The organism is Moorena sp. SIO4A1 (genome assembly GCF_010672065.1).
Taxonomy (GTDB): Bacteria; Cyanobacteriota; Cyanobacteriia; order Cyanobacteriales; family Coleofasciculaceae; genus Moorena.
This window is the reverse complement of sequence record NZ_JAAHHX010000026.1, coordinates 1-23,280: the sequence shown is the minus strand read 5'-3', so window position 1 is coordinate 23,280 and position 23,280 is coordinate 1. Positions and strand designations below refer to the sequence as shown.

The 23,280-nt window shown below is 42.2% G+C and carries 26 protein-coding genes and 2 pseudogenes; 17 read left to right on the top strand and 11 right to left on the bottom strand.

Features of this window, described 5'->3' with window-relative positions; genetic code table 11:
- Positions 1-217: 217 nt before the first annotated feature.
- The 3 genes from F6K53_RS18345 to F6K53_RS18335 form a co-directional block, all read right to left on the bottom strand.
- Entirely contained in the window at positions 218-664 is a 447-nt protein-coding gene (locus tag F6K53_RS18345) for a putative sulfate exporter family transporter (RefSeq protein WP_293081648.1), read from the bottom strand.
- Positions 604-966: a hypothetical protein gene (locus tag F6K53_RS18340; protein WP_293070344.1), complete on the bottom strand. Its 363-nt coding sequence runs from the start codon at positions 964-966 to the stop codon at positions 604-606. Before F6K53_RS18340 ends, F6K53_RS18345 begins: the two co-directional genes overlap by 61 nt.
- A 165-nt stretch (positions 967-1,131) precedes the next feature.
- Positions 1,132-1,314, bottom strand: coding sequence for a hypothetical protein (locus F6K53_RS18335; protein WP_293070303.1), 183 nt, complete (start codon positions 1,312-1,314; stop codon positions 1,132-1,134).
- A gap of 17 nt (positions 1,315-1,331) precedes the next feature.
- Here F6K53_RS18335 and F6K53_RS18330 point away from each other — a divergent pair, with 17 nt between their 5' ends.
- On the top strand, positions 1,332-1,481 hold the full coding sequence (locus tag F6K53_RS18330; RefSeq protein WP_293018454.1) for a hypothetical protein: 150 nt from the start codon (positions 1,332-1,334) through the stop codon (positions 1,479-1,481).
- An 11-nt stretch (positions 1,482-1,492) separates the two neighbouring features.
- Here F6K53_RS18330 and F6K53_RS18325 read toward each other — a convergent pair whose 3' ends face one another.
- The 5 genes from F6K53_RS18325 to F6K53_RS18305 form a co-directional block, all read right to left on the bottom strand.
- Positions 1,493-1,681: a hypothetical protein gene (locus F6K53_RS18325; RefSeq protein WP_293045170.1), complete on the bottom strand. Its 189-nt coding sequence runs from the start codon at positions 1,679-1,681 to the stop codon at positions 1,493-1,495.
- Between the two features lie 568 nt (positions 1,682-2,249).
- Positions 2,250-2,939, bottom strand: coding sequence for a hypothetical protein (locus tag F6K53_RS18320; RefSeq protein WP_293081604.1), 690 nt, complete (start codon positions 2,937-2,939; stop codon positions 2,250-2,252).
- Between the two features lie 60 nt (positions 2,940-2,999).
- Positions 3,000-5,432, bottom strand: a complete 2,433-nt coding sequence (locus F6K53_RS18315; RefSeq protein WP_293081601.1) for a CHASE2 domain-containing protein — start codon at positions 5,430-5,432, stop codon at positions 3,000-3,002.
- An 80-nt stretch (positions 5,433-5,512) separates the two neighbouring features.
- Positions 5,513-6,685 carry a DUF1822 family protein gene (locus tag F6K53_RS18310; protein WP_293070309.1) on the bottom strand — a complete coding sequence of 391 codons (1,173 nt, stop codon included), beginning with the start codon at positions 6,683-6,685 and terminating at the stop codon, positions 5,513-5,515.
- Positions 6,678-8,198 carry a hypothetical protein gene (locus F6K53_RS18305; protein ID WP_293070311.1) on the bottom strand — a complete coding sequence of 507 codons (1,521 nt, stop codon included), beginning with the start codon at positions 8,196-8,198 and terminating at the stop codon, positions 6,678-6,680. The genes F6K53_RS18310 and F6K53_RS18305 overlap by 8 nt, the downstream gene beginning before the upstream one ends.
- 38 nt (positions 8,199-8,236) lie before the next feature.
- Here F6K53_RS18305 and F6K53_RS18300 point away from each other — a divergent pair, with 38 nt between their 5' ends.
- The 5 genes from F6K53_RS18300 to rfbD all read left to right on the top strand — a co-directional run bounded on the left by F6K53_RS18300 (position 8,237) and on the right by rfbD (position 11,693).
- Positions 8,237-8,494 (top strand): hypothetical protein, encoded by a 258-nt coding sequence (locus F6K53_RS18300; RefSeq protein ID WP_293044942.1) that lies wholly within the window; start codon positions 8,237-8,239, stop codon positions 8,492-8,494.
- Positions 8,491-9,096, top strand: a complete 606-nt coding sequence (locus F6K53_RS18295) for a hypothetical protein (RefSeq protein WP_293081599.1) — start codon at positions 8,491-8,493, stop codon at positions 9,094-9,096. The genes F6K53_RS18300 and F6K53_RS18295 overlap by 4 nt, the downstream gene beginning before the upstream one ends.
- A 118-nt stretch (positions 9,097-9,214) precedes the next feature.
- Positions 9,215-9,862 (top strand): alpha/beta hydrolase, encoded by a 648-nt coding sequence (locus F6K53_RS18290; protein WP_293070342.1) that lies wholly within the window; start codon positions 9,215-9,217, stop codon positions 9,860-9,862.
- Positions 9,863-10,260: 398 nt separating this feature from the next.
- Positions 10,261-10,803, top strand: coding sequence for a dTDP-4-dehydrorhamnose 3,5-epimerase (gene rfbC / locus F6K53_RS18285; RefSeq protein ID WP_293070315.1), 543 nt, complete (start codon positions 10,261-10,263; stop codon positions 10,801-10,803).
- Complete coding sequence (rfbD, locus tag F6K53_RS18280) at positions 10,803-11,693, top strand: dTDP-4-dehydrorhamnose reductase (RefSeq protein WP_293081596.1); 891 nt, start codon at positions 10,803-10,805, stop codon at positions 11,691-11,693. The genes rfbC and rfbD overlap by 1 nt, the downstream gene beginning before the upstream one ends.
- 3 nt (positions 11,694-11,696) lie before the next feature.
- Here rfbD and F6K53_RS18275 read toward each other — a convergent pair whose 3' ends face one another.
- Complete coding sequence (locus tag F6K53_RS18275) at positions 11,697-11,912, bottom strand: hypothetical protein (protein ID WP_293081593.1); 216 nt, start codon at positions 11,910-11,912, stop codon at positions 11,697-11,699.
- Between the two features lie 63 nt (positions 11,913-11,975).
- On the opposite strand from F6K53_RS18275, the gene F6K53_RS18270 reads away from it, so the two are divergent.
- The 5 genes from F6K53_RS18270 to F6K53_RS18250 all read left to right on the top strand — a co-directional run bounded on the left by F6K53_RS18270 (position 11,976) and on the right by F6K53_RS18250 (position 16,192).
- Positions 11,976-12,137 (top strand): hypothetical protein, encoded by a 162-nt coding sequence (locus tag F6K53_RS18270; protein WP_293018436.1) that lies wholly within the window; start codon positions 11,976-11,978, stop codon positions 12,135-12,137.
- Between the two features lie 50 nt (positions 12,138-12,187).
- Positions 12,188-13,261, top strand: coding sequence for a glucose-1-phosphate thymidylyltransferase (locus F6K53_RS18265; protein ID WP_293070321.1), 1,074 nt, complete (start codon positions 12,188-12,190; stop codon positions 13,259-13,261).
- A 384-nt stretch (positions 13,262-13,645) separates the two neighbouring features.
- Positions 13,646-14,743, top strand: coding sequence for a dTDP-glucose 4,6-dehydratase (gene rfbB, locus F6K53_RS18260; protein WP_293081590.1), 1,098 nt, complete (start codon positions 13,646-13,648; stop codon positions 14,741-14,743).
- Between the two features lie 81 nt (positions 14,744-14,824).
- Positions 14,825-15,094, top strand: a complete 270-nt coding sequence (locus tag F6K53_RS18255; RefSeq protein ID WP_293070325.1) for a hypothetical protein — start codon at positions 14,825-14,827, stop codon at positions 15,092-15,094.
- Positions 15,095-15,319: 225 nt separating this feature from the next.
- The gene (locus F6K53_RS18250; RefSeq protein WP_293070327.1) at positions 15,320-16,192 is read left to right on the top strand and encodes a hypothetical protein; all 873 of its coding nucleotides are present in this window, start codon (positions 15,320-15,322) and stop codon (positions 16,190-16,192) included.
- On the opposite strand, the gene F6K53_RS18245 is transcribed toward F6K53_RS18250, so the two are convergent.
- Positions 16,180-17,439, bottom strand: a complete 1,260-nt coding sequence (locus tag F6K53_RS18245) for a transposase (protein ID WP_293070329.1) — start codon at positions 17,437-17,439, stop codon at positions 16,180-16,182. The two genes, F6K53_RS18250 and F6K53_RS18245, sit on opposite strands and share 13 nt — an antisense overlap.
- Here F6K53_RS18245 and tnpA point away from each other — a divergent pair.
- The 6 genes and pseudogenes from tnpA (at position 17,353) to F6K53_RS18215 (ending at position 22,652) form a co-directional block, all read left to right on the top strand.
- Positions 17,353-17,912: pseudogene (gene tnpA / locus F6K53_RS18240) on the top strand (IS200/IS605 family transposase). The gene F6K53_RS18245 and the pseudogene tnpA sit on opposite strands and share 87 nt — an antisense overlap.
- A 178-nt stretch (positions 17,913-18,090) precedes the next feature.
- Positions 18,091-18,567 carry a hypothetical protein gene (locus F6K53_RS18235; protein ID WP_293070330.1) on the top strand — a complete coding sequence of 159 codons (477 nt, stop codon included), beginning with the start codon at positions 18,091-18,093 and terminating at the stop codon, positions 18,565-18,567.
- 296 nt (positions 18,568-18,863) lie between these two features.
- Entirely contained in the window at positions 18,864-19,436 is a 573-nt protein-coding gene (locus tag F6K53_RS18230; protein ID WP_293070331.1) for a hypothetical protein, read from the top strand.
- 46 nt (positions 19,437-19,482) lie between these two features.
- Positions 19,483-20,409 (top strand): hypothetical protein, encoded by a 927-nt coding sequence (locus F6K53_RS18225; RefSeq protein WP_293070332.1) that lies wholly within the window; start codon positions 19,483-19,485, stop codon positions 20,407-20,409.
- 1,076 nt (positions 20,410-21,485) lie between these two features.
- The gene (locus F6K53_RS18220; protein WP_293070334.1) at positions 21,486-22,385 is read left to right on the top strand and encodes a mechanosensitive ion channel domain-containing protein; all 900 of its coding nucleotides are present in this window, start codon (positions 21,486-21,488) and stop codon (positions 22,383-22,385) included.
- A gap of 21 nt (positions 22,386-22,406) precedes the next feature.
- On the top strand, positions 22,407-22,652 hold the full coding sequence (locus F6K53_RS18215) for a hypothetical protein (RefSeq protein WP_293070336.1): 246 nt from the start codon (positions 22,407-22,409) through the stop codon (positions 22,650-22,652).
- Between the two features lie 110 nt (positions 22,653-22,762).
- Here F6K53_RS18215 and F6K53_RS18210 read toward each other — a convergent pair.
- Positions 22,763-23,149, bottom strand: a pseudogene (locus F6K53_RS18210) (transposase); the annotation flags it as partial.
- Positions 23,150-23,280 lie beyond the last annotated feature (131 nt).

Genomic DNA, 23,280 nt, shown 5'->3' with positions numbered 1-23,280 from the left:
TCACACACCAACTGTTAATTGATGATTGGGTTTTTAAAGAGGACTTTCCCTACCCTCTAGACATTACTACTTTGAGGTCTATAAGTTACGGGTCTCTCTCCCGGCTCAGCCTACGGTTTTTCAGCCTGTATCTATCTTGATTATACAACAAATATTCGTGTATGTCCATAAAATATTTTATTGTTTTTTTGCAAGTTTCTAATAAAAAGCCGTCCTTCTAGGACGGGGCTTTAAACCCAATAGTTTTGGTAAAAATGAGAGTCATCCCTACAGCTAAAGTCAACTCGTTTTTCTTCGCCTTACAAGCTGCTGCTGCTGCAATAGCTGCTGATACACCACACACTGATGTGGATGTGGCGACTACCATCACCAGTGATTTCTGCTGCATGTTCAGAACCCGAGTACCAAACAGATACATAAATATGATCACAATAGGCGTAACTAGCCAAGCGATCGCTAAACCATAGGGTCCGAATTCCACAATTCGGTTAAAGAGAATTTCTGCACCGAGAATCACTAAGCCAGTCTTGATGTAATATTCAGTACGCACCGCTGGCATCATCCACCTTGGTGTACCAATAGTATTGCTGATGATTAGTCCAATCAACAATGCCCAGAAAGCATAGCCGAGGTTAATTGCTTTAGCGGTCTGTGAATTCCCCAGTATATAGGATAAACTGCTAAAAGAAAGATAAGCAAAAAGCCTGGTATCATGTTTCTGCCTTCTTTTCCCTTCATTACCAGGTTGCCAAGGGTAAACAGAGCACATAAACCAATGGCGAGCAATGCCAGTTTAGGAAGCAATTCCCAGGGGAGTGCCGATAATAGATCTATCCCTTTCCATTTGGGCATCTTTGGCACAACGGTTATGATGCCACTAAACACTGTCCCCAATAACAGCAGACCAATCCATACAGACCACCAGTCTTCTAATTTGTAAAGGTTAGACCATTTTGTTTGACTCATTAGTAGATTTTATTTTACCCTGGAACGCACCACCGAAATAATATCAATTCATAATACCAATTCGTAAAAGTAGCACGCTAAGATGCAGATGGGAAGATGGCGATCTCCCCACGCCGGGGTCAGTTTCTTTAACTATTTCCTATTCCCTGGGCAGAGCGCTATACTTTATTCTCGGTAACGATTGCTCCTAGTGGTACTTTCAAAGGCTCTAAACTCGAAATCCCCTGAAAGCCAACCAGAGCTAGGGAAATACGTCGGCGCTACCACAATGACCGAAACCCAAGGTTCATGTAGGGTGGGCAGTGCACCAGACAGATAATGAAGCTTGCAAAGCGCGTTGGTAGGCACTGCCCACCCTACGATTAATGACTACGATTAATGACAATGGTGCAAGATCTCAGACATACGTCGGCGCTACCACAATGACCGAAACCCAAGTGCAGCAGCGACTGCATCAAGAGAAGGAAATACTGCTGATAGACGCTAGATCTGCATCTGCTTTTGAGGCTATTTAGGAGGGTTTATCTTAAAATCCCAGTACAAACTGCTGGTCGAAGCTGAACATAAATTCAACTGTAAACCCATTAATTCCTTCCCAGGAAAGATTTAGAAACACAGGAGCCGCCTCTGCTTTATAAACGTAAGATGCGATCGCAATACACAGAGCAACACTGGTGAGTGCATTATTAACAATTTTGGCAAGTTTTTTTTTCATTTTTAGATTATCTCGACTACATTTGGTTACTAATGACTGTTCAAACAAAAATTAACTTTAATGGCTGATTAGATTGGTAGTTGATCAATTCCCTAGCAACGAGAGGTTATAACTAACAGCGCTAATATAATTCAGGAGCTCCCTCAAACTCCTCAATGAAGTTGATAACTATAGCTTCCTATGCCGTTCCAGGTTTCTGTAAAAACAATCAAGTGACGTTGATTATAATGATCTTATCAAATGCTCCGGACAACTTGTATCAAGTTATTATCAATATAATCAAGGAAGTTGTGAAGAGAGCTTTAAGGAAATATGAAACTAGTTTAGGACTTAGGCAAAAATAGTCAAAAACAACTATATGTAGTCTTAACTACAGGTATATTTGCTGTCTAATTCCTGTAGTTAAGACTAGTATCGTTAGATTATGAAAACTAAAAATTATGAATTGTGAAGACTGATAATACCTGATTTCGACATAACAAACTATCCTCTGATTGAGGAGCTTCGAGTCAGGAGTCAGACTAATTGATTTTTCAGTAATTTTTAAGATAGATAAATTCGCCCTTGACTACTCACAAAACTCTTGATATAATTCCTCAGTATTAGTTTTCCAACTATCTAAGTCCCCAAACACGGAAATCACTCGTACCACATCTAGGAAAAGATCCTGATCAGCAAAGTAACTCGCCAGCTGAGCAGTTTTATGCTCAGCTGGCAATTCAGCTTGGATAATCCGATACGCTTCACCACCCATAACTTGAAAGGGAATAGTTTCGGTATCTGTAATTAGTTGTCCATTATTATCAGTTGTGTTATACTGTACCCAGTAATAATATTCTTTACCTCGTTGAAGTGGCTGACCTTTACCATCAGCATTGTAAATAACACTAGTCTGATTATCGTTTACCTGATAAGACCATAAGGCTTTTCCATAGCGAGAGGAACGAACTTGAATGATATTAACACTTCCTTCCCAAGCAAATAGAGGTTGGTCACTCCAGGTGCGATAGGCAGCAATATTAGGAGAAATTGAACAAAACTCTCCATGGGTACCTGCTTCATCTTTCTTCCTACGAAAAATATCTCGGATCTTAGCCCATACAGATTGTGTTTTCTGTTTGGTTTGACTCACTGCTTTCGCTACTTGATTCCCTTGACTGGTAAACGAAGCTGCAATTGATACTGATGAGGTCGGAAAACTAATACTCATCGTTCCAGTAATTAGCAGTAGATAAAAGACTCTAATTAATCGATACATAGGATTTAAATGTTAAAGGCTTGCCGGGAATTAAATTAATAATTACCAATTAATAATTAACTAAATAATATAAAACCAGAGTATAATGGATGGTAAAGCTATAGGAATTAAAATAGAAGCTGAGATATAAGCCTGTAGTCCGATTATTCCATAGACCGCTGTAGCACCAACTAAGATCAATATTGATTGCTGTCGTTTTTGAGGCTTTTGCTGCAGCAGTACCAGGGTTGTTCCTTTTCCTAACAATGCTGCTAATAGAATCATCCAGCTGTCGGGAATTAATTTTATTGTATGCTGCGATAAAAAATGGTGAACCATGTAAGCATGGGCTTCACCTCCGGTAAATACCTTGGGACAAGTATCTGGTGGCTTTCTGGTTCGATTCAGTGGATGACACCAATATTCAATAGCTAGAGGTAGAGAAAAATTATCCTCTGCTTCATCATATCCCCCAGAGGCAATGATAACCACTTGCTGCTCAATGTTAGGAAAGTCACTTTTGAGGAATTCCCAAGCAGGCTTGTGCTCATAAGCCTGTTCTGGAGGAATAGAAAAGTCAATAATATAGCGCATCCCTAAAGGTAGATTCTTTGGTTTGAGAGATGCGTTCGCGTAGCGTGGCCTACGGCCAATCGCATTATCCTGGCTACTGACTTGCTGAAGATACTGACTAACTTGCTGCTGAAAGTTGGTGGTACTTTCAACATTAGGATTTAATCCTATCCCGTGGTTTGGCTGTTGGTGCAACTGGTGTGATAGAGCCAGTAGATAGGCAAAAGGACATGACTTGTTGCAGGTGGCATCCTGGGGGAGTTCCATATCCCAACGGAAAAAGGTAATATCCCCTTGTAGACTCCATTTAGGGCTAGCAATTTTGGGAAACACCTTGCGATTTTTATCCTGATTGACCCCAAAGACAAACCAGGTATCCTGTTGACTGACAGCGGATTGAATCGCACTAGCCAGTTTTTCCTCTCTTGGTTCTTGGGTATGCAGCAGATAATCAATTCCAATTACCTTAGCGCCTGAGTTAGAGAGTTGTCTGACTAATTTGCCAAGGTATTCCCGTTCCATCGGCTGGGTTTTAAAGCCTTTTATCTCCAGTTGCGCCTGATTGATTGAGTCTTGATCAATAGCAATTAACAGTACAGAGCGTGGCTTGGCGGAGGATAACCCCTCCCGAGGAAACTGGTTTGTGCTATCGCGATAGACCGCTTGAAGAAACGTTCGCCCATCTAGCAACATGTCTTGTACAGGAACCATAGCGCTAACTAAAAGCACACTAGCTAATGCGATCGCTTCTTTTGGTTTAGGTAGCCACTGCTGAAGTAGTTTCTGGTAACCCCAAGGCTCAATCCGAAATGGCTTAGCACCATAGGGACTAAAAAACGAAGGAATCAGGTAAGCTGATGGATAAACAAACTTCTCACCTACCTGTAAATTGCGACAAGCTGCCAGCATTGCTTCCTGGACATCCTGATACTGAGCTAAGCGGCTGCAAAATTCTTTGAGAAATACATGAGCAACACTATCATGAACTTCCTCCCGCATGATCACCACTTGCAATCCTAAATCAGCCAACCGATTCGCTATTTTTAGACCATTACAGGAGTTAAAGACGCACAACTGAAGTCCCTGATTTTTAGCAGTAGTTAGGTATTCCTTTATTTCACTGATAGATACCAACTGCTCTGGCGCGATCGCTAATTTTCCATCAGTAACTTTTGTTTCATCACTATGACCCATAAAAAATAGAGCATCCCACCCCCTTTCATCCGTTATTTCTGCCGCCAGTGCTGCTTTAAGATTAACCCCATCCTCTTGCTGTTGCCAGTCAAAGAACTCTACTTGAGCAACTCCTTTGAGCAACTTAACAGCCTGCTTATCTTTCTCCAAATTCAGATCTGTATTATCCCCCAAAATCGCTAAAATCCGAGGTTTACCATGGCGCAGGTTATTATCTAGCGCTATTGTTTCTCCCTGAGTGGTCATCGGAATCCTGGTAATCCGAATGGTTCCACTGGGGATATCCTCTAGAACCAACTGCCATGCTTCCCAAGGAAGCCGTGCCAATTCCACAGAATCGCAGGCTATAAAAATAGCTACTTCTCGATAGGCTTCTGCTGTCTTATTTGACTGTGATTCCTTTCTAGCAATAGTGAAAATTTGATGTTGAATTGTTTCTCGAATAGTCTGTAATTGACCTAACCACCGTTGAAAAACATCCAGAAATATCTCTTTTGCTTCTTCTAATTCATGTCCCAAGTCATCGACTACTGGTGTGATGGCACCACTAGATAATTCTCTTGCTCGCAATTTCGGGTAAAACTGGAGGTAAAGGTATCGCCACTCTTCATAACAGTCTATTACTTTAGCTGGATAGTCCAACTTTGCGGAGACTTCCTGTCCGTGATTACCCCGTAAATAAAACAGACAGGATGAATCAGCTTGCCAAATATTTAGTCTAAAACTACTTTGATGATTAGTTGTCATTTGTTCCTTGTTTATTCCCCCTACTCTCTACTCCCTACTCCCTACTCCCTACTCCCTACTCCCTACTCCCTATTAAAATATCATAAACATTTATCAGGCTCAAAAGCAAAGGGAAGTAGAGTTAATGATGCTCCGTTACTTAAAGAAATGGTTACTACAAATTTTTGGTTCCAGCTACCTGCTACTGCAACATGGAGATAACGTTCATTTACCAATACCGCTTCAGAGACAACACCAGTGAATTCACTGATTCGTAACTTCATACCAGGGGGAAGTGTATTACCAAGACAGTCTTCGATTAGCAATAGCAATGCCCATTCTCGAGTATCTTCTGGTGCTTTCTGGTAAATGAACCAGGTAACAGCACATAGTTTGAACAGAATGCCATTTAAATTAACAGTTTGGTAAGAGCCACGAGCATGAGCCGGAACAATTAATCCTTTTTGTCGTCTCAACTCTTTAGCGATCGCTCGATATCTGTCCGGTTCATCCGATACTGGACTAATCCGACGCATCGATGGCTTAGAAAAAGTATAGTCAGGAAGCAGTTGCCAAGATAAACAGCTTGCTAACTGATCCATTTCTCCTCGCAGCCACTCTGCTGTATTAATGGCTGTTTCAGCAAAGAATGGTAGGATTTCCTGAACAGAACGCTTAGTATCAGCAACTGGAATTGTGATCTCTTGAGAATCTAACCAACGCAAGTAGTGCAGTAAATGATTTGGTTGCTCATCAAATAAAGACAGAGGTAAATTATAGTTACGGTTACCTTGTGGTAAGTTAGCTGATTCGCGATATTTAACCAACTCGTCGTGACGTAAAAAACCTCTAATAATACCGTGTTCTTGGGTTTCTTTAACCTCAATTATGATATAGAAATGAGCGGCAATTTCTGGTAATTCAACAGCAGCTATTGGAACATTAACCCCTGGCTCTAGGAGATTTTCCGTGACAAGTATACACAGATTAAAATCCCCAACTCTCAAATTACATACCGTTTCAATCAGATTAGCATAGTCTGGTTGAAACACCGAACATTTATCATTATTAATTTGTAGCTTATCAACCCGTTCTTCTAACCATCTTTCAAACCCAAATAACGCTAAACCATTTAGATAATTTTGCCAATGGTTTGCCTCATTATTCAATTTTTTACTAATCTTTTTCGCTTGGTCAAAGTCTTCAGGTTCGAGCCAAAATACTTCTAGAGTTGAAAGGGTTATATCCCTGGAATCTATCCTAGCATTATTCATTAGTTTTATCCTTGTGTTCATCTAGATATCGGCACAGTCGCTGAGCATATAAACTAGTCATTGAACGGGTTTTAGAAGTACTCAGTTCGGCTACCGCTTCTTGAAAAAATTGTGTGTTCAAGAAAGCCTCGAATTCCTGCATCAGGTTACTCAAATAATCGAGCTTTGTGGCATTTTTTTCCAGAGCTAATCCTTTAGTAGTTGTTGAGATAAGCTGGAAAAAATTTTCTACACTCAGATACTGAACGCGATTCAGCAGTTTCCCTGGTGCCAAGACTCGGCTGGCTTGGGAATGATTGGTCATATTCAAAAGGGTTGCTATCTCTTTAAGAGACTTACCCTCACAGTAAAGGAATCGGAAACCTGGGATAACCTTTGAAGCAAAACAAGCGTAACGGCGCTTTTGCTCTAAAGAGGCAATGTGCTCAGCCAACGCTTGCGCTATAGCGTGATCTAAAACCTCAATCAGTCCCTGTTCAAGAAAATCCTGCAATTCAGATTGTCCTAAATGATCTATGGTATTAATAGAGTTTAGATCAGGTAATTCTTTCGGGACATACTCGCCAGTTTCTGGATCCCGTGCTTCTAGAGGTTCCCAGATCGGACTTCCTCTGCGGCTCCAAATCTCCTCCTCTTGCAGACCCTTGGCTATCCTGGTTAGTTCTTTGTGAAGCTCTTTGGTGGAATTGATTATAACACCACGTTCTGGCAACAGGTGGAGCATGTCTTGGAGTTGGTCATCCCTAGGCTCAAGGCATTGGTTAACTCTATGGTTGACTCTATGCTTAACTCTATGGTTAACTCTATTGCGCCGTTGCTGTTGTCTGTCTTGAGAATAGACAGTATGGAACGTTTCAACTAGTTTGCGATCGCGTGGATAGAGCTGTTCAAGATGTCTGAGTTTAACTCGTCCCAACAGTGACCAGTTACTGGACAAGGGCAATCCCTGTTCAGCTAAGCAACGTTTGATCTCAGGATGTTGTTTGGTTTTAAGATATGCCCAATTGTCCAAACTGAGGCGAGCTGATGAGTTCAGACGATAGCTTGCCAAGACATCAATCGTAAAAAACTGACCAAGTCCAGGTTCAATGTCACCTTGCTTATTAACAACCAGTTGAGCTTTGCCATCACTATCGAGAATAATCGGAGTTTTGCCATCATCATTGAGTACATAGGATAGCAGCTCACGGTAAGTTAACCGATAGTCAAGGCAAAACTGACTCGCTAGTGTTTTACAAGCCTTTAGGATCGAGGAAGAAACATAGCACCGAAGACAAAGTCCAGCTAACGCCTGGCATGTAGGATCAACAGTAGATAGCTCAGGGCGAAACCAGGATAGCAGTAAATCCTGGATATCTCGCTCCCACTGAGCTGATAATCTTTCCTTTGGATGTAATCCCAGGAGTGTTTGTTCAAAAAACTCCTGTGCTTGCTGTTGATGGCAGACTTTGTAGCCTTCTTCGTTATTGGCTGGGTCAAATACCCGAATTGTCGAGTATCTAGATGCATCCATAACCGATTGAGACAGCACTCCACTAGTATATAGATGTCATGCTATTTAACCTGTGCAGTTTTCTCAAGCAAAAGCAACAAGCAAGGGGTTGGTCAATGGTGGAACGATTGAGTGTAATCAGTAATGTTATAGCAGAAGTCAGAAGTCAGAAGTCAGAAGTCAGAAGTCAGAAGTCAGAAGTCAGAAGTCAGAAGTCAAAAGTCAGAAGTCAGAAGTCAGAAGTCAAACTCTTGCGCTTACTTAGGTTTGAGACTTTTGTCATGTCCGCGCCTGCCCTGGCGACTGCTAGAATTTGAGATTCCCTCACCGTCAATCATCAAACTCCAACCTACCCTACAACGGACGCCTGGACAAAAACCACCTCCAACCCTTCAACCTCCAACCTTGGCCAATAGGCCACGCGATCACGTTCAACCCTTCAACCTTCACCCCTCAACCTTGGCCAATAGGCCACGCGATCACGTTCAACCTTCAACCCTTCAACCTCCCAACCTTGGCCAATAGGCCACGCTTCGCGAACAACCTGCCAACCTCAAACCTGCCAACCTTGGCCAATAGGCCACGCTTCGCGAACAACCTCCCAACCTTGGCCAATAGGCCACGCTTCGCGAACAACCTCCCAACCTTGGCCAATAGGCCACGCTTCGCGAACAACCTCCCAACCTTGGCCAATAGGCCACGCTTCGCGAACAAACTCCCAACCTTGGCCAATAGGCCACGCTTCGCGAACAACCTGCCAACCTTGGCCAATAGGCCACGCTTCGCGAACAACCTGCCAACCTCAAACCTGCCAACCTTGGCCAATAGGCCACGCTTCGCGAACAACCTCCCAACCTTGGCCAATAGGCCACGCGATCGCGTTCAAAAACCTATTAATTGTGAAACTCAATCCATTTAAGCGACGAAAATTTCTATTCCAAAGTTTAGGAGCTCTGGGAATAACTCTGTTATCAACTGGTTGCCGAAAAGCTTACAATTCTCAAGAGATCATCTACTCTGATTCTGGAGATAATTCGTTGTCACTGAAGTATATTAACGTTGCCCCTACCAACAATCAACCACCAACTGGATTAATTGTCTGCTTACACGGCTTTGGAGCCAACTCCGAAGATTTGGTATCTTTGGCTAAGGCGCTAAACTTACCAGACTATCAGTTTCTATTTGCTGAAGCTCCCTTTGACCATCCTGCTGTACCTGGGGGGAAAATGTGGTATGATCTGAATGTCCCCGGCTATCAAGGCTTAACCGAAAGCAGACAGAAGCTGATTGATTGGCTCGAATCCCTGGCCAAAAGGCCACGCTACGCGAACGAAGTGAGCACTGGCGTGCCCCTATCCCGCACCATTCTGAGTGGATTTTCTCAAGGCGGAGCCATGACATTAGATGTAGGGTTAGCCTTGCCAATAGCAGGCTTAGTATCCATGAGTGGCTATTTACATAGCGAACCCCAACTTCCTACAAGCTCATCGTTACCACCGATTTTGATAGTTCATGGCAGACAAGACGAGGTTGTACCGTTAATGGCTGCTCACAATGCTAGAGATACTTTAACTGGTTTAGGGATACAGGTCAAGTATCAAGAATTTGACATGGGACATCAAATCATCCCAGAGGTAGTAGTGCTATTTCGTAATTTTGTTCTTGAAGTAATGGCTAATCGGTAATCTGTTCGCGTAGCGTGACCGTTCGCGTAGCGTGGCCAATAGGCCAAGGTCAAGGACTTTTAGTTAATTTAATTTTTTCGATTCCGAAATCCTGATAACAATTAGAAACTCAGTAGAATACAAAAGTTTGTCAGATTAAGCCTAGAGCCATCTTCCCCATCTTGCCATCCCTCCCTTTCTACACAACTAGGTGTAGTCTAATTGAGTGCAGACTACTATAATTACTCCCCTATCAATCTTGTTTGTTTTCAATTAACAGACGACTAGGGTGTAAAGTGTGAAACTGATATATTTCACAAAAAGTTTACAAAATCTTGAAATTCTTTCAGTGTAGATAACACAAACTTGATGAGTAGTTGGTCACTTTAACGCGCTTCGCTAATCCACCAGAGAACTCTATGAATGTTATTGAAACCAAAATACCAGAAGTCTTAATTATTGAACCCCGCGTCTTTGGTGATGACCGTGGTTTTTTCTTTGAAAGCTACAACAAAAGAGTTCTAGCAGATAAAGCTGGGATCACCGCTGAGTTTGTCCAGGATAACTATTCCCGTTCAGCCCAAGGAGTGCTTCGAGGATTACACTACCAGATTCAACAGCCCCAAGGTAAATTGGTGCGGGTTTTACTGGGGACTGTATTTGATGTGGCAGTGGATATCAGAAAAAGCTCCCCGACCTTTGGACAGTGGGTTAGTTGTTTGCTGAGTGCAGAAAATAAACAACAAATCTGGATTCCGGCTGGATTCGCTCACGGATTCCTGGTGGTCTCTGAATTCGCTGAAGTTTTATATAAGACTACCGACTTCTACGCTCCTGATCACGAGCGGACTATTTTGTGGAATGACCCTGACCTAGCCATTCATTGGCCTCTGACCGACTCTCCTAGTCTGTCGGCTAAAGATCAAGCGGGTAAGTCTTTCAAAACAGCCGAGGTTTTTTAATGAAAAAAATCTTACTCACTGGCATCACTGGACAAGTGGGTCAAGAGTTGGAAGATACTCTGAGTCCCCTAGGCCAAGTAATCGGTGTGGGGCGCTCGGATATGGACTTAGCTGAGCCAGAGAGTATTCGTCAGGTAATTCATCAGATTAAGCCTGACGTGATTGTCAATGCAGCGGCTTACACGGCTGTGGATAAAGCAGAGACAGAACTGGCACTGGCTAAATCGATAAATGCTGTTGCTCCGACCATCATGGCAGAGGAAGCTCAGAATTTAGGGGCGATCCTGCTGCATATTTCCACCGACTATGTGTTCGATGGCAAAAAAAATACTCCTTACACGGAGCAAGACACTCCTAACCCCATCGGTTCCTATGGTAAGTCGAAACTGCAAGGGGAAGAAGGGGTTGAGCAAAAATGCGATCGCAATCTCATCCTGAGGACTGCTTGGGTTTACGGTACTCGTGGTCATGGCAACTTTGTTAAAACCATGTTACGACTGGGGGCTGAGCGAGAAGAGCTTCGGGTGGTAGCGGATCAAGTGGGTACTCCTACCTGGGCTAAGGATATAGCAGTAACCATTACTCAACTTTTGCAAGCAATGGATTCTAATCCAGTGGTAGGAGGAATCTATCACTTCACCAACAGTGGTGTCACTAGTTGGTATGACTTTGCCGTTGCCATCTTTGAAGAAGCCAAACTCCTGGGCTTCCCCTTAAAATTGCAGCGAGTTGTCCCAATTACTACCCCAGAATACCCCACTCCTGCTCAGCGTCCAGCTTACTCAGTTCTCTCAAACCAGAAAATATCCCAAACCTTGGGAACCTATCCGCCCCATTGGCGTCAATCCTTGAGGCAAATGCTAGCAGAACTTTATCAGAAGCTTGGGTAATTGCTATAAGCATAGGGAGTAGGGAGTAGGGAGTAGGGAGTAGGGAGTAGGGAGGAGGGAGTAGGGAGTAGGGAGTAGGGAGTAGGGAGTAGGGAATCGGGAATCGGGAGTCGGGAATCGGGAATCGGGAATCGGGAATTGGAAAAAAATCCTGTGTACCTGATTACTATGAAAACCGCTATAGTTCAAGTTCACCCTTAAACCTTCAACCTTGGCCAATAGGCCACGCGATCGCTGAAAGCGGGACTTCGTCCATCGCGTTCAACCTGCTAACCTTGGCCTTTGGCCACGCTACGCGAACAACCTGCTAACCTTGGCCTTTGGCCACGCTACGCGAACAACCTTGGCCAAAAGGCCACGCTACGCGAACAACCTTCAACCAAACAACCTTCAACCAAACAACCTTCAACCTTCAACCTGCTAACCTTTAACCTTCAACCTTAATAATTCATATTTCATATTTCAGACTTTATAGTGAGGATTTTATATAGCTTATGAAAGCACTAATTCTTTCTGGGGGAAAAGGCACTCGTTTACGTCCCCTAACTTATACTGGTGCCAAACAGTTAGTACCTGTTGCTAATAAACCAATTTTGTGGTATGGGCTTGAAGCGATTATCGCTGCTGGTATTACTGATATCGGTATTATTATCAGTCCTGAAACTGGGGAAGAAGTTAAGGCTAAAACAGGAAATGGCGATCGCTTCGGAGCTAACATTACCTATATCCTCCAAGACCAACCCTTAGGACTTGCCCACGCCGTTAAAGTCGCCCAACCCTTTCTGGGAGATTCTCCCTTTGTAATGTACTTGGGAGACAACTTGGTTCAAAGTGAGCTGAACTTATTTGTAGAGAATTTCCAGAATAAAAATCTGGATGCTCTGACTTTGCTAAGGGAGGTAGAAAATCCTACTGCTTTTGGTGTTGCCAAAGTCGATGAATTTGGGCGAGTGTTGCAGCTAGTAGAAAAACCGAAAGTTCCTCCTTCTAATCTAGCACTGGTAGGTGTTTACCTATTTTCTCCTGTTATCCATCAAGCAATTGCTAACATCCAGCCTTCTGCTAGAGGGGAACTGGAAATTACCGATGCGATTCAATACTTGATTGATCAGCAAAAAAATGTAGAAGCTTTTCAAATCAAAGGTTGGTGGCTGGATACTGGTAAAAAAGATGACTTGTTAGCTGCTAACCAGATTATTCTAGATACTTGCCTAGAATCTGCTGTTGATGGTGAAATTGACTCCGAAAGTCGAATTAGCGGACGGGTACAGATTGGTAAGGGGTCTTATATTACTAATTGTACCATTCGTGGTCCAGTTACCATTGGTGAAAACTGCCATCTGGAAAACTGCTTCATTGGTCCATATACTAGCATTGCTGACAAAGCTACTCTGGTAGATGCTGACATTGAGCATAGCGTGATTCTAAAAGGTGCTAAATTAACGGGTATTCATCAACGAATTGTTGATAGTTTAATTGGAGAAAGAGCTAAAGTTAAAGCTGCACCCCAACATCCAAAAGCATTACGATTCATGATTGGTGATGACTCACAAGTTGAATTAACTTAAGTACAGTTTGTGAGTTAACTGTTGAAGGTTATCAGGTTTAAGGTTATCAGGTTTAAGGTTATCAGGTTTAAGTTGATCAGGTTGTTTGCCCTTGGGGTTACCGTAGGGTAGGTTGACTGATAAGGTTTAATGGTTAACCAATACCTCGTTAAACATTACTAATAGATAAAATTAGACCTCTCTATTGAAAAGGTAGTTTGATGATGCTGTTTGGGTCAATTATTGTTTATGAAAGCCTATTGATAGCTGGCATATTGCCTGCCTATTTAATACTTATGGCCTTTAACCTTTAACCTTTAACCTTTAACCTTTAACCTTTAACCTTTAACCTTTTGCCTATTTTTTATAATAACCAACTGAAGTACTGACATACTCAAACTAATCATGAATTCTTCTGAACAAAAATCCCTGACTACTAGACAACCTCGCCAATTACTAGTAACAGGTGGTGCAGGATTTATTGGCTCGAATTTTGTTCATCACTGGTGTGAACAGTACCCAGGCGATCGCGTGGTGGTACTAGATGCTCTGACCTATGCTGGCAACCGCCAGAATCTGGCTGGTCTGGAAGAGAAAGCCAATTTGCGGTTTGTCCAGGGAGACATATGCGATCGCGTTTTAGTAGACCGCCTGCTACAGGAAGAAAACATCGACACCGTCGCCCACTTTGCTGCTGAATCCCACGTTGACCGCTCCATTTTAGGACCCGATGCCTTTATCCGCACCAATGTAGTCGGTTCCTTTACCCTACTAGAGTCCTTCCGGCAAAAATGGCAAAATCAAGGACAACCAAGGGATTATCGCTTCCTCCATGTTTCCACGGATGAAGTGTATGGCAGTCTAAGTGCTGATGACCCAGCCTTCTGTGAAACCACACCCTATGCCCCCAACAGTCCTTATTCTGCTTCCAAAGCTGGCAGTGACCATCTTGCTCGGGCTTATTACCATACCTATGGGGTCCCCACTATTATCACTAATTGCTCCAATAACTATGGACCCTATCATTTTCCAGAAAAATTAATTCCCCTGATGTGCATCAACATCCTGTTGGGCAAATCTCTACCGGTCTACGGGGATGGACAAAATATTCGAGATTGGCTCTATGTGGGTGATCATTGCCGTGCTTTAGATGTGGTGATTCACAAAGGTCAAGCAGGGGAAACCTATAACATTGGTGGCAATAACGAAGTCAAAAACCTTGACCTAGTTCACCAGATTTGCGAGCTGATGAATGAATTAGCCCCTGATCTACCGGTCGCTCCAGCACAACAGTTAATTACCTTTGTCAAAGACCGCCCAGGCCATGACCGTCGCTATGCTATTGATGCCACTAAAATTAAAACTGAACTGGATTGGGTACCAACAGAAACCTTAGCAGGTGGACTACGTAAAACCATTGAGTGGTATCTAAGCAACCGGGATTGGTGGCAACCATTGCTATCCCAAGAGTATCAAGCTTATTATCAGAAAGTTTATGCCTAGAAGGGTTAAGGCTTGAGTACCTTGTCCTAGGTTTTAGGGAGTAGGGAGTAGGGAGTAGGGAGTAGGGAGTAGGGAGTAGCGATGCAGTGTGGTCAAGACCGCTTAGGTGCGCTTTCCGTAGGCGAATTAAATTCGCCACGGGTCGCACCTCTGCATCGCTTTTTCATAACACCAAAAAATCCTTCAAGTTCTTTCCTACTGTTACCTGTTGCTATGAGCCGCTGTTCCCTATTCCCTATTCCCTGTTCCCTGTTCCCTTTTGGGGAAAGGGATAAACTATCAAATTTTCTCTCATCATATTTTTTTTTATCCAAGCTTTATCTAGTTAAAGATTTAGTTAATTGTTATTAAAATTTATAAATTTTATCTGAGTTATATTTAAACTGATAGTCGAGACAATTAAGCAATCACTATCAAGAGTTGATTAAACTCTTAATTACTTACATCCAGGTTAAAACTATTGGTATTCGATATGTCAGTTCATGGTGTTCCCTTAGTCAAGAAATCGATAGCATTTCCAAATATAGCATTTTTCAATTCGGTGAAGTATAGAGCAGTTGATAAAGCCCAATGATTATGAAAGAACCCTTAACTAAACTGAAATGGTCGAAATACCTAATTATTGCAGTAGCTGGATTCTTGATTCGTTTAATTGTATTTTCTACCTCTTATACGAACGAATCCCCGGAAAATACAATCACATCACCGGAAGATTTAATCAATAATCTTTGGGTGCTGATAGCAGGAATTTTAGTATTTGCCATGCAGCTAGGATTTGCCCTGCTAGAAGCAGGGTTTAGCCCAGCCAAAAACACCGTTAACGTACTGTTCAATAATGTTGCTGGTGTCTGTTTAGGGATAGTAGTATTTTTTCTGTTTGGGTATGCTCTAATGTACCACCCTGCCACTAGTACTGACTCAAACGTAATAGGTATCCAAGGAGTTTTAAGAGTAAGTAGCTCCTATCTTGCTTTAAACCACTTGCTTCCCAGAGCAGGAGCTAAACACTTGTCGGTTTACATAGACTTTTTCTTTCAGGCTGCTTTTGCTGCCACATCAGCAACTATCTGTTCCGGAGCTGTTGCTGGTCGCATCAAACCCCTGGCCTATCTTTTACTCACAGTTATTATTACAGGCTTAGTTTATCCCATCAGCGGCTCTTGGGTGTGGGGTGGTGGCTGGCTAGATGACTTGGGATTCCATGACTTTGCTGGTTCTCTGGTAGTACATTCTGTTGGAGGAGCTGCTGCTTGGGCTTGTGTGATTATTTTAGGTCCAAGAAAAGGAAGGTTTGATGGTGGAGGTCAACTATCCCCAAGAGAACAAAGTGAGTTAAAGCCCCACAGTTTACCCCTTGCTGCGATGGGAACTTTTATTTTGTGGCTTGGGTGGTATGGCTTTAACGCAGGTAGTACTGTGACTACTCCCACATCAAATCAAAGATTATGATGTGGGCTTCTCAAACTCACGTATGAGACTTGCTGTTCCTCAATATCCTGTATTGATTTACCACAGCCATTGAGCGGCAGTCCGACCGCCATTAATCCACGATTTAAGATATTAATACCACTGTTCCAATCACGGTCAATTTTGACTTGACAACATAAACAACAATGAACACGCTCACTCAAACTTTTTTCAACCCTAGAACCACAATTAAAGCACTCAATACTTGTCCCCCGTGGGTTGACTTCTTGGACTAACAAGCCGCGTTTGACCGCCACTGCTTGCAATATCTCCAGAAATGCACCCCAAGCTGCATCATGTATTGATTTGGCTAACTTACTTCGAGCAAGTCCTTTGATGTTTAAGTCTTCGTGAGCAATTAAGTCGTACTTATTACACAACCAATGAGCAACCTGATAATGAAACTCCTTTCGACAACGGGTTAAATGAAGGTGCAATAAAGCCACTTTGTGCTTGGCTTTTTTCCAGTTTTTAGATCCCTTGACACGACGGGACATAACTTTTTGCGCCTGAGCTAGCTTGTCCTGAGCTTTTCTGTAAAACTTCGGAATAGATACCGCTTCCCCGTCAGATGTGGTTAAGAATTTTTCCAAGCCAACGTCAATACCGACAGCAGTTTTAACTGAATCTATAGGCAGTATTTCAGGAACTGTATCATCTTTCATTGAAAGGCAACAGTACCAACCATCTGCCTTCCGAACAATAGTACATTGTTTAAGGGTAAAACCTCTAGGTAATGGTCGGTGCATTATGACGGGCATCGATCCAATTCGACTTAGTTTTAAAACGCCGTCAATTAAATGTGCCCCAGCCTTAGAACTATTTACCCTAGGAAAAACAAACGAGCGAAGTTCGCCAGTCTTTTTGAAACGAGGTCTACCTCCACGTTTACCGCTAGCATCAGGTTTCCGCCATCTATCCCACGCCTTGTTAAGGCGTTGTAGATTCACCTGTTGAGTTTCTGCATAGATTTTTTTGTACTCAGGAAACAAACGTTTCGTTTCCTTGAGAGCTGCTTGTTGGGTGTAATAGCTGACCGGTTCTGGAATTTCACCAATCGGCTCACTTACTAAACTACATCTATCAATCGGAGATCGAGTCCGATGAAGCCAATTCAGTCGTTGTCCCAAAGCGTAATTCCAATGACGACGCAGAAGTTCAAGCCACCACTCCATAGTGGCGATTTGTTCAGGACTTGGCTTGAACCGGTAGCAGTAAGTGAGTATCATGGTTTTATTGTAGCATTTATCCCATAGTTATGAAAGGTAACTACACAAAAAAAACCGGTGTATCTATCGTATTACTGTAAATATTCTACTAGTAACAAAGTACAGATGACAAGTCATATCAGATCAAATTTTGATGTGGCCTACGGCCTCCGCTGCGCGAACAGGTTAAAGCAAATTTGCTCTGACACTTGTGTTAAATGGGACTGTAACCTAGTAGAATTTAACGGAGAGAAAGATCACCTTCACTTACTTGTTGACCTTAACCCTAAAGTCGCTCCAGTTAAACTAATAGCAAATATCAAGACTGTGACTAGTAGATTAATTCGTTACTGATTTTCTGATTACTTAAAACGGTTTTACACCAGACAAAAAGGTTTTCACCGACAGGATATTATTTTGTAGCCTCTTGTGGCGGCGTAACGATTGAGCAACTAAAGAGTTATGTCCACGGGCCAGAATACCCCGTCAGGTAATTCCCCGGAGACGAAACCTTAGATAGGGTCGCCTTTATAGTTAGCAGACTATGCAGAAAAGGGTTAAATCTTTTTTAATAAGGCGACCCTATCTTACGGTAACTTCGGCGTAGCCGACGCTTCGCGAACAAACCCGCTAACATGCGCGGGTATAACGGGAGACCCCTTACCTGTTTAGTTGGATTTTTCACCAGACTCTGTAGGGAAGATTGTATTAAACACAAGTCTCGCTGGCTGTGCTAGCGCCTTGGCTGTCATAGCCTGGAGGTGGATCAAGAAACCTCGCAAAGTTGACCTCTCAACTATCCTCAACGGCATCTTGGGGGGTCTGGTAGGAATAACAGCTTCCTCTGATGTAGTTGAGCCACTTGAATCTTTATTCATAGGAATAGTTTCTGGGGTAATTGTGATTTTGGGTGTTGATTTGTTGAGCCACAATAAAATGGATGATGCTGTTGGTGCTATTCCCGTACATTGCTTTTGCGGTATTTGGGGAGGATTAGCTACTGGTTTCTTTGCCCAAGGCGAGAAGATTCATTTAGGTAAGCAATTATTAGGTTCATTTCTAATCCCTTTCTGGTCATTCATCGTAGTATTATTGGTGTTAAAAGGATTGGATTATAGATTCGGAATCAGAGTATCCCCTGAGAAATAAAATTATGGACTAGATTGGCAGGAGCACGCTGAAAGAGCTTATCTATCCTTGGAGAAGAAGGAATAAAAATGAATAAAAACGAAATGAACGTAAAAGCTAAGGAACTAAAGTCAGAACTAGAAAATTTTAATTACGATAACTTTGCGAATAAACATTCCAAAACAGGATACTGGCAGTCCTGGACAAGTAAGTTTAAGGAATTTATATAAGAAAAGTTAAAACCTTTAGTAAAGAAAGCATCAAATGAATTTCCATATCAACGGATAGATGAACCGTTTCGCCAAGGGATAGACATCTTGGATGTCAAAAAAAAGCCAGTAAACTCGGATGATTTTGAAAAGGGGAAAGAAATCTTGTTAATCTGTATTAGGTATATTGAAGAAAATACGACACCAGAAACAAGACCACCAAACCTAGGTAATATGCAAAAAAATCCTACTAAGAATAAACCTCAGAAAATATTTGTATCCTATTACAGTGAGGAAGTTTTTAGGCAAATTGAGACTATATTCGCTACTTTAGGCGCACTAGATGCTGAGATGGTTAACTTAGAACATATAGCTCGTAGGCAGTCTAATAGCTTAGAAACAGTTAGTACGAGAATTCATGAAATTAAGTCTTGTTATAGCGCGATAATTTGTCTACCAAAAGAAGAACAATCTGAACAATTCAATCCTATAGCTTATATGGATTTAGCAACTTGCATGACTCTTTTTTATGACCGAACTATCCTGATCTATGAAGTCGGTGATCTGCCAGACAACTTAGCGAGTAAAGTAGAAACTTTCAAGTTTTCGGGTAATTTAGATTTTTTAACAGGAATGGAACTATCTCGTAAAATCTTGGATATTTTAAAAAAAGGAAGTTGACCTGATTAGAGATAAGGGATGAAAAACGAAGAATTTACAAGGTACTTTGTCCAAAATTTACCAGACAAAGTGCATAGCGCAATCAATAATTAAGTTATGCGATCGCTTTTTAGAAAAAAGGAGGAGTCTTTCCTACGAACAACATCTCATTGCTTTTGCTAGCTTTGAACAGTTTCTCAGAGATCACACTATTCCCTATTCAATTCCCAGAAGTTTTGAGTATTCTGGACTTTCAAACTATCAAAGAGAAAAAGCTATTGTCGAATTCTTTAGAACTATCAAGCAAACTATCCAATCGCTTCCATGGAGCGAGCAGTCAAAGTTGAGGGAGCAATCTCTGAGTAGCACCTGGAAGCCAAAGGAAAACCTTCAACCGAAACAAGAACTTAAATCTTTATCTCAAGATGCTTTGCTAGGTTTGATTCAAGAAAAAGATAATTTAATTAATCTTTTAATTAGACAGGTAGAAACAGCGCTACAGCGTCCGAGTTTTTATACACACACAAATGTTAAAGAGGTAGGTACTATGACTAACAATCCCGGTGGATTTTCTGTAAGTGGTTCTGTCGGTGGTGATATCCACAACCAACAAGGTGACAACAATCTGCAAGGTGACAATAACACTCAAATAATCCAAGGTCAAGGTGCTGGATCAACCGAAGAACAGCTAACCAAAGAGCAGGTTATTGAGTTGTTAGCAAAACTCGACAAGCTGGTTCGAGGAGCAGAACTGCCAGAAGATACCAAAGAAGAGGCAACCATGTATCTTGGTGCTGCCAAAAAAGCGACGGAAAAAGAAGAACCGAAGAAGGAAACAGCACTCGCCAACCTAGAGAGTGTAGCAGAAACTCTCGAAACAGCGAGTAAGACGGTTGATGCGGGTAAAAACATCTGGGACAAAGCCAAGCCTATCATCCTTAAGGTGGCAGGTTGGTTAGGCGCTGCTGCTGGTTCTTACCTTTTGGGTCTGTAGAATTGATTTCTGTTTAAAGCGCCATAGTTTAGGAATTTCCATAACGCTATCTTGGTCCTTGTGGTAGCCTCCACAAGGGCACTTTTTCCTATTTTTATACACCTCCCATACCTCCCATATCTCCCACAACAACCTTTCTTTCCCTGTTCCCTTTTCCCTGTTCCCTGTTCCCTTTTGGGGAAAGGGATAAACTATCGAATTTTCTATCATCAGATTTTTTTTTATCTAATTTTGATATAGTTAAAGTTTTAGTTAGTTTGCCTTGAATTTGATAAATTTTAGCTGAGTTAGATCTAAACTGATAGTCGAGACAATAATTAAGTACTAACTACTAAGAGTTATTTGAAATATTAATTACTTAATTTCAGGTTAAAACTATGAAGATTCGAACGGTTATTTGATGGTGTTATATTTTGAATAGTTAAGAGGTAAATCATTACTTATTTCAGTCTAGCAATCCCTGTACAAATTGTGATAATTTTTATTCCCTATTCCCTACTCCCTACTCCCTGTTCCCTGTTTCCTGTTCTTTTTCCCTGTTCCCTTTGCTATAGCTGGATTCTTGATTCCTTGAATCATAGTTTATAAGTCCTCTTACTTAAGCAATTACTACGTTAATTGATAATACATTTATGATCAGTATTATTACTACAGTATTATTACTATAGTTGGTGTTGAGTTTTTTAGATTATACTGAGATGTCTTACCTTTAACTAAAAGCTAATAACTTCTTAGTTAAGATTCATGGAACACAAATTATTATCTACATTGATAAAACCTCGACTAGTTATTAGCTAAACACAGTACTGCGGTTTGCATAACTATCAGGTACACATTGTTTCTCATCTTCCCTCTTCCCTACTCCCTGCTCCCTGCTCCCTGCTCCCTACAAACCCAAAACTTTGTACCTAACTGAAGTGCAAACCGCTGTAACTAATAACTAGTCTTTAACTCACCTGCTATTCCAGCCAACTTTACCTATTATTAACTAGTTTTGTCCTAGTGCAATATCTAAGTTTAAGAACCAGTGCAACTAGGCAGATGGAGCTCTCTGCTGTTCTATTTTAGTCAAAACTATGGAAAACCTTAATACTACAATCAACCTAATCAAAGAAAGGATATTTGATTCCGACTTCCAGCTCGCCAACATCCCTGTTTCCAAGATACTTATGGTGGTGGTCATCCTCCTCCTCACCCACATATGTCGAGGTTTGTTCACTGCCATAATCATTGACAGAATCGAGCGTCTGACTAGCGCTACAGAAAGCACCCTAGACGATGAGTTTATTAAGATTCTTAGAGCACCATTAGGCTGGCTAATTTGGCTGGCTGGACTATGGCTAGTAAATAGTGTTGTGGCAACCCATCTTAGTCCTGAACAGAATCAGAAAATCCCCGAGATTCTCTTTGTCAGCGCTCTGTTCATTGTCACCTATATTCTTTACCGTGCTGCTCCACTACTGGGGGAGCTGCTAGCCGGATTGGCGGCACACACTGAAACTGAACTGGACGATTTGTTCGTCCCCTACTTCCCAAGGCTTTTTCAGACAGCAGCAATCCTGATTGCTGTGATTAAAGCAAGTGAGATTTTGTTGGGGGCATCTGCCGGTGCACTGATCGGTCTAGTCGGTGGCGCAGGTGTCGCCTTAGGTTTGTTATTGAAAGATATTATCTATGACTGGTTTTGTACGGTGATTATCTACGCTGATGGTCTCTATAAACCCGGTGACTGGGTAGGAGTGGACGGCGTAAATGGTTTTGTTCAGATCGTCAGTATTGGTCTGAGAAGTACACAGCTTCGTCTGACTGAGTGGGGTTCTATCAAAAAAGTTCCCAATTCTAAAATGATTGCTGGCGTTGTGGAAAATTGGTCCCAGAAGACTGGCGATACCTTTGAGTGGGGCATAAATTTAACTCTGAAAGTTGATGGGATTTCGGCTGAGCAAACTAGCCGAATTTGTCAGGCTATTGAATAAAAAATTCCGTCTATCGATGGCTTGCACAAGCAGAAACTATTAGTTTTATTTTCCCACATTGAAGAGAATGCTCGTGTGATTATAGTTAGGGTATTTGTGATTGATCCCAACCTCTACTTTGCTGCCCAGCAAAACTTGAATCTAGCCCTATTACAAATCCTGGAAAAAGAGGAAATTGATCACCTGCATGTTGAGCTGGAAAAGCAACTTCAAGACTACAAACAGCTGAAGCAGAATGGCTCTCCCAGTGTGGCTATGATAATTTAGTGTTCAGCCGTCAGCCGTCAGCCGTCAGCTAAAAGCTCACGCTAGGCGAACAGCCGTCAGCCGTCAGCTATCAGCCTTAGCTATGATGGTGACGTACTCCCGACGTTGCCCTAACGGGACAACGCGGGCTTCTTGCCAACACCAGGTACCCCTTCGGTTACTCGGCAAGCTTTACTCCTGACGGGACGCCCCACCGCCAAATTTAAAATGTTTATTGCCGCATTCACATCACGATCTGCTGTAAAACCACAGTGAGGACAAGAATGGATGCGGTCTTTTAATTCTTTAGGGACTTTTGTTCCACAATTGGAACAGTTTTGGCTAGTGTTTCGGGGATTCACTGCTTTCGTTGCCAGTCCAGCATTTTCGGCTTTGACTGACAAGATTGAGAGGAATTGACCCCACCCAGCATCTAATATAGATTTAGCCAATTTGGTCTTAGCCAGACCTTTAATATTTAGCTTCTCATGAGCTACTAGATCATGTTCATCCAGTAATCCCTTTGTTAGAGTCGATGTCCCCTATTAAGGGGAGCACCTCTCCTTCAGAACCGTGCATGAAGCTTTAACCTCACACGGCTCCTAGATATCCTTTCCTTTCGGAGTGCTCCAATGTATCTGTTGGTGGC

Bases quoted from the DNA above. Each gene is read 5' to 3' on its own strand.
- rfbB (WP_293081590.1), top strand. From the start codon at position 13,646: ATGAATTCTTCTGAACAAAAATCCCTGACTACTAGACAACCTCGCCAA.
- F6K53_RS18315 (WP_293081601.1), bottom strand. From the start codon at position 5,432: ATGACAACTAATCATCAAAGTAGTTTTAGACTAAATATTTGGCAAGCT.
- F6K53_RS18310 (WP_293070309.1), bottom strand. From the start codon at position 6,685: ATGAATAATGCTAGGATAGATTCCAGGGATATAACCCTTTCAACTCTA.
- F6K53_RS18300 (WP_293044942.1), top strand. From the start codon at position 8,237: ATGCTATTTAACCTGTGCAGTTTTCTCAAGCAAAAGCAACAAGCAAGG.
- F6K53_RS18330 (WP_293018454.1), top strand. From the start codon at position 1,332: ATGACTACGATTAATGACAATGGTGCAAGATCTCAGACATACGTCGGC.
- F6K53_RS18320 (WP_293081604.1), bottom strand. From the start codon at position 2,939: ATGTATCGATTAATTAGAGTCTTTTATCTACTGCTAATTACTGGAACG.
- F6K53_RS18265 (WP_293070321.1), top strand. From the start codon at position 12,188: ATGAAAGCACTAATTCTTTCTGGGGGAAAAGGCACTCGTTTACGTCCC.
- F6K53_RS18250 (WP_293070327.1), top strand. From the start codon at position 15,320: ATGAAAGAACCCTTAACTAAACTGAAATGGTCGAAATACCTAATTATT.
- F6K53_RS18255 (WP_293070325.1), top strand. From the start codon at position 14,825: ATGCAGTGTGGTCAAGACCGCTTAGGTGCGCTTTCCGTAGGCGAATTA.
- F6K53_RS18245 (WP_293070329.1), bottom strand. From the start codon at position 17,439: ATGATACTCACTTACTGCTACCGGTTCAAGCCAAGTCCTGAACAAATC.
- F6K53_RS18340 (WP_293070344.1), bottom strand. From the start codon at position 966: ATGAGTCAAACAAAATGGTCTAACCTTTACAAATTAGAAGACTGGTGG.
- F6K53_RS18220 (WP_293070334.1), top strand. From the start codon at position 21,486: ATGGAAAACCTTAATACTACAATCAACCTAATCAAAGAAAGGATATTT.
- F6K53_RS18325 (WP_293045170.1), bottom strand. From the start codon at position 1,681: ATGAAAAAAAAACTTGCCAAAATTGTTAATAATGCACTCACCAGTGTT.
- rfbC (WP_293070315.1), top strand. From the start codon at position 10,261: ATGAATGTTATTGAAACCAAAATACCAGAAGTCTTAATTATTGAACCC.
- F6K53_RS18305 (WP_293070311.1), bottom strand. From the start codon at position 8,198: ATGGATGCATCTAGATACTCGACAATTCGGGTATTTGACCCAGCCAAT.
- rfbD (WP_293081596.1), top strand. From the start codon at position 10,803: ATGAAAAAAATCTTACTCACTGGCATCACTGGACAAGTGGGTCAAGAG.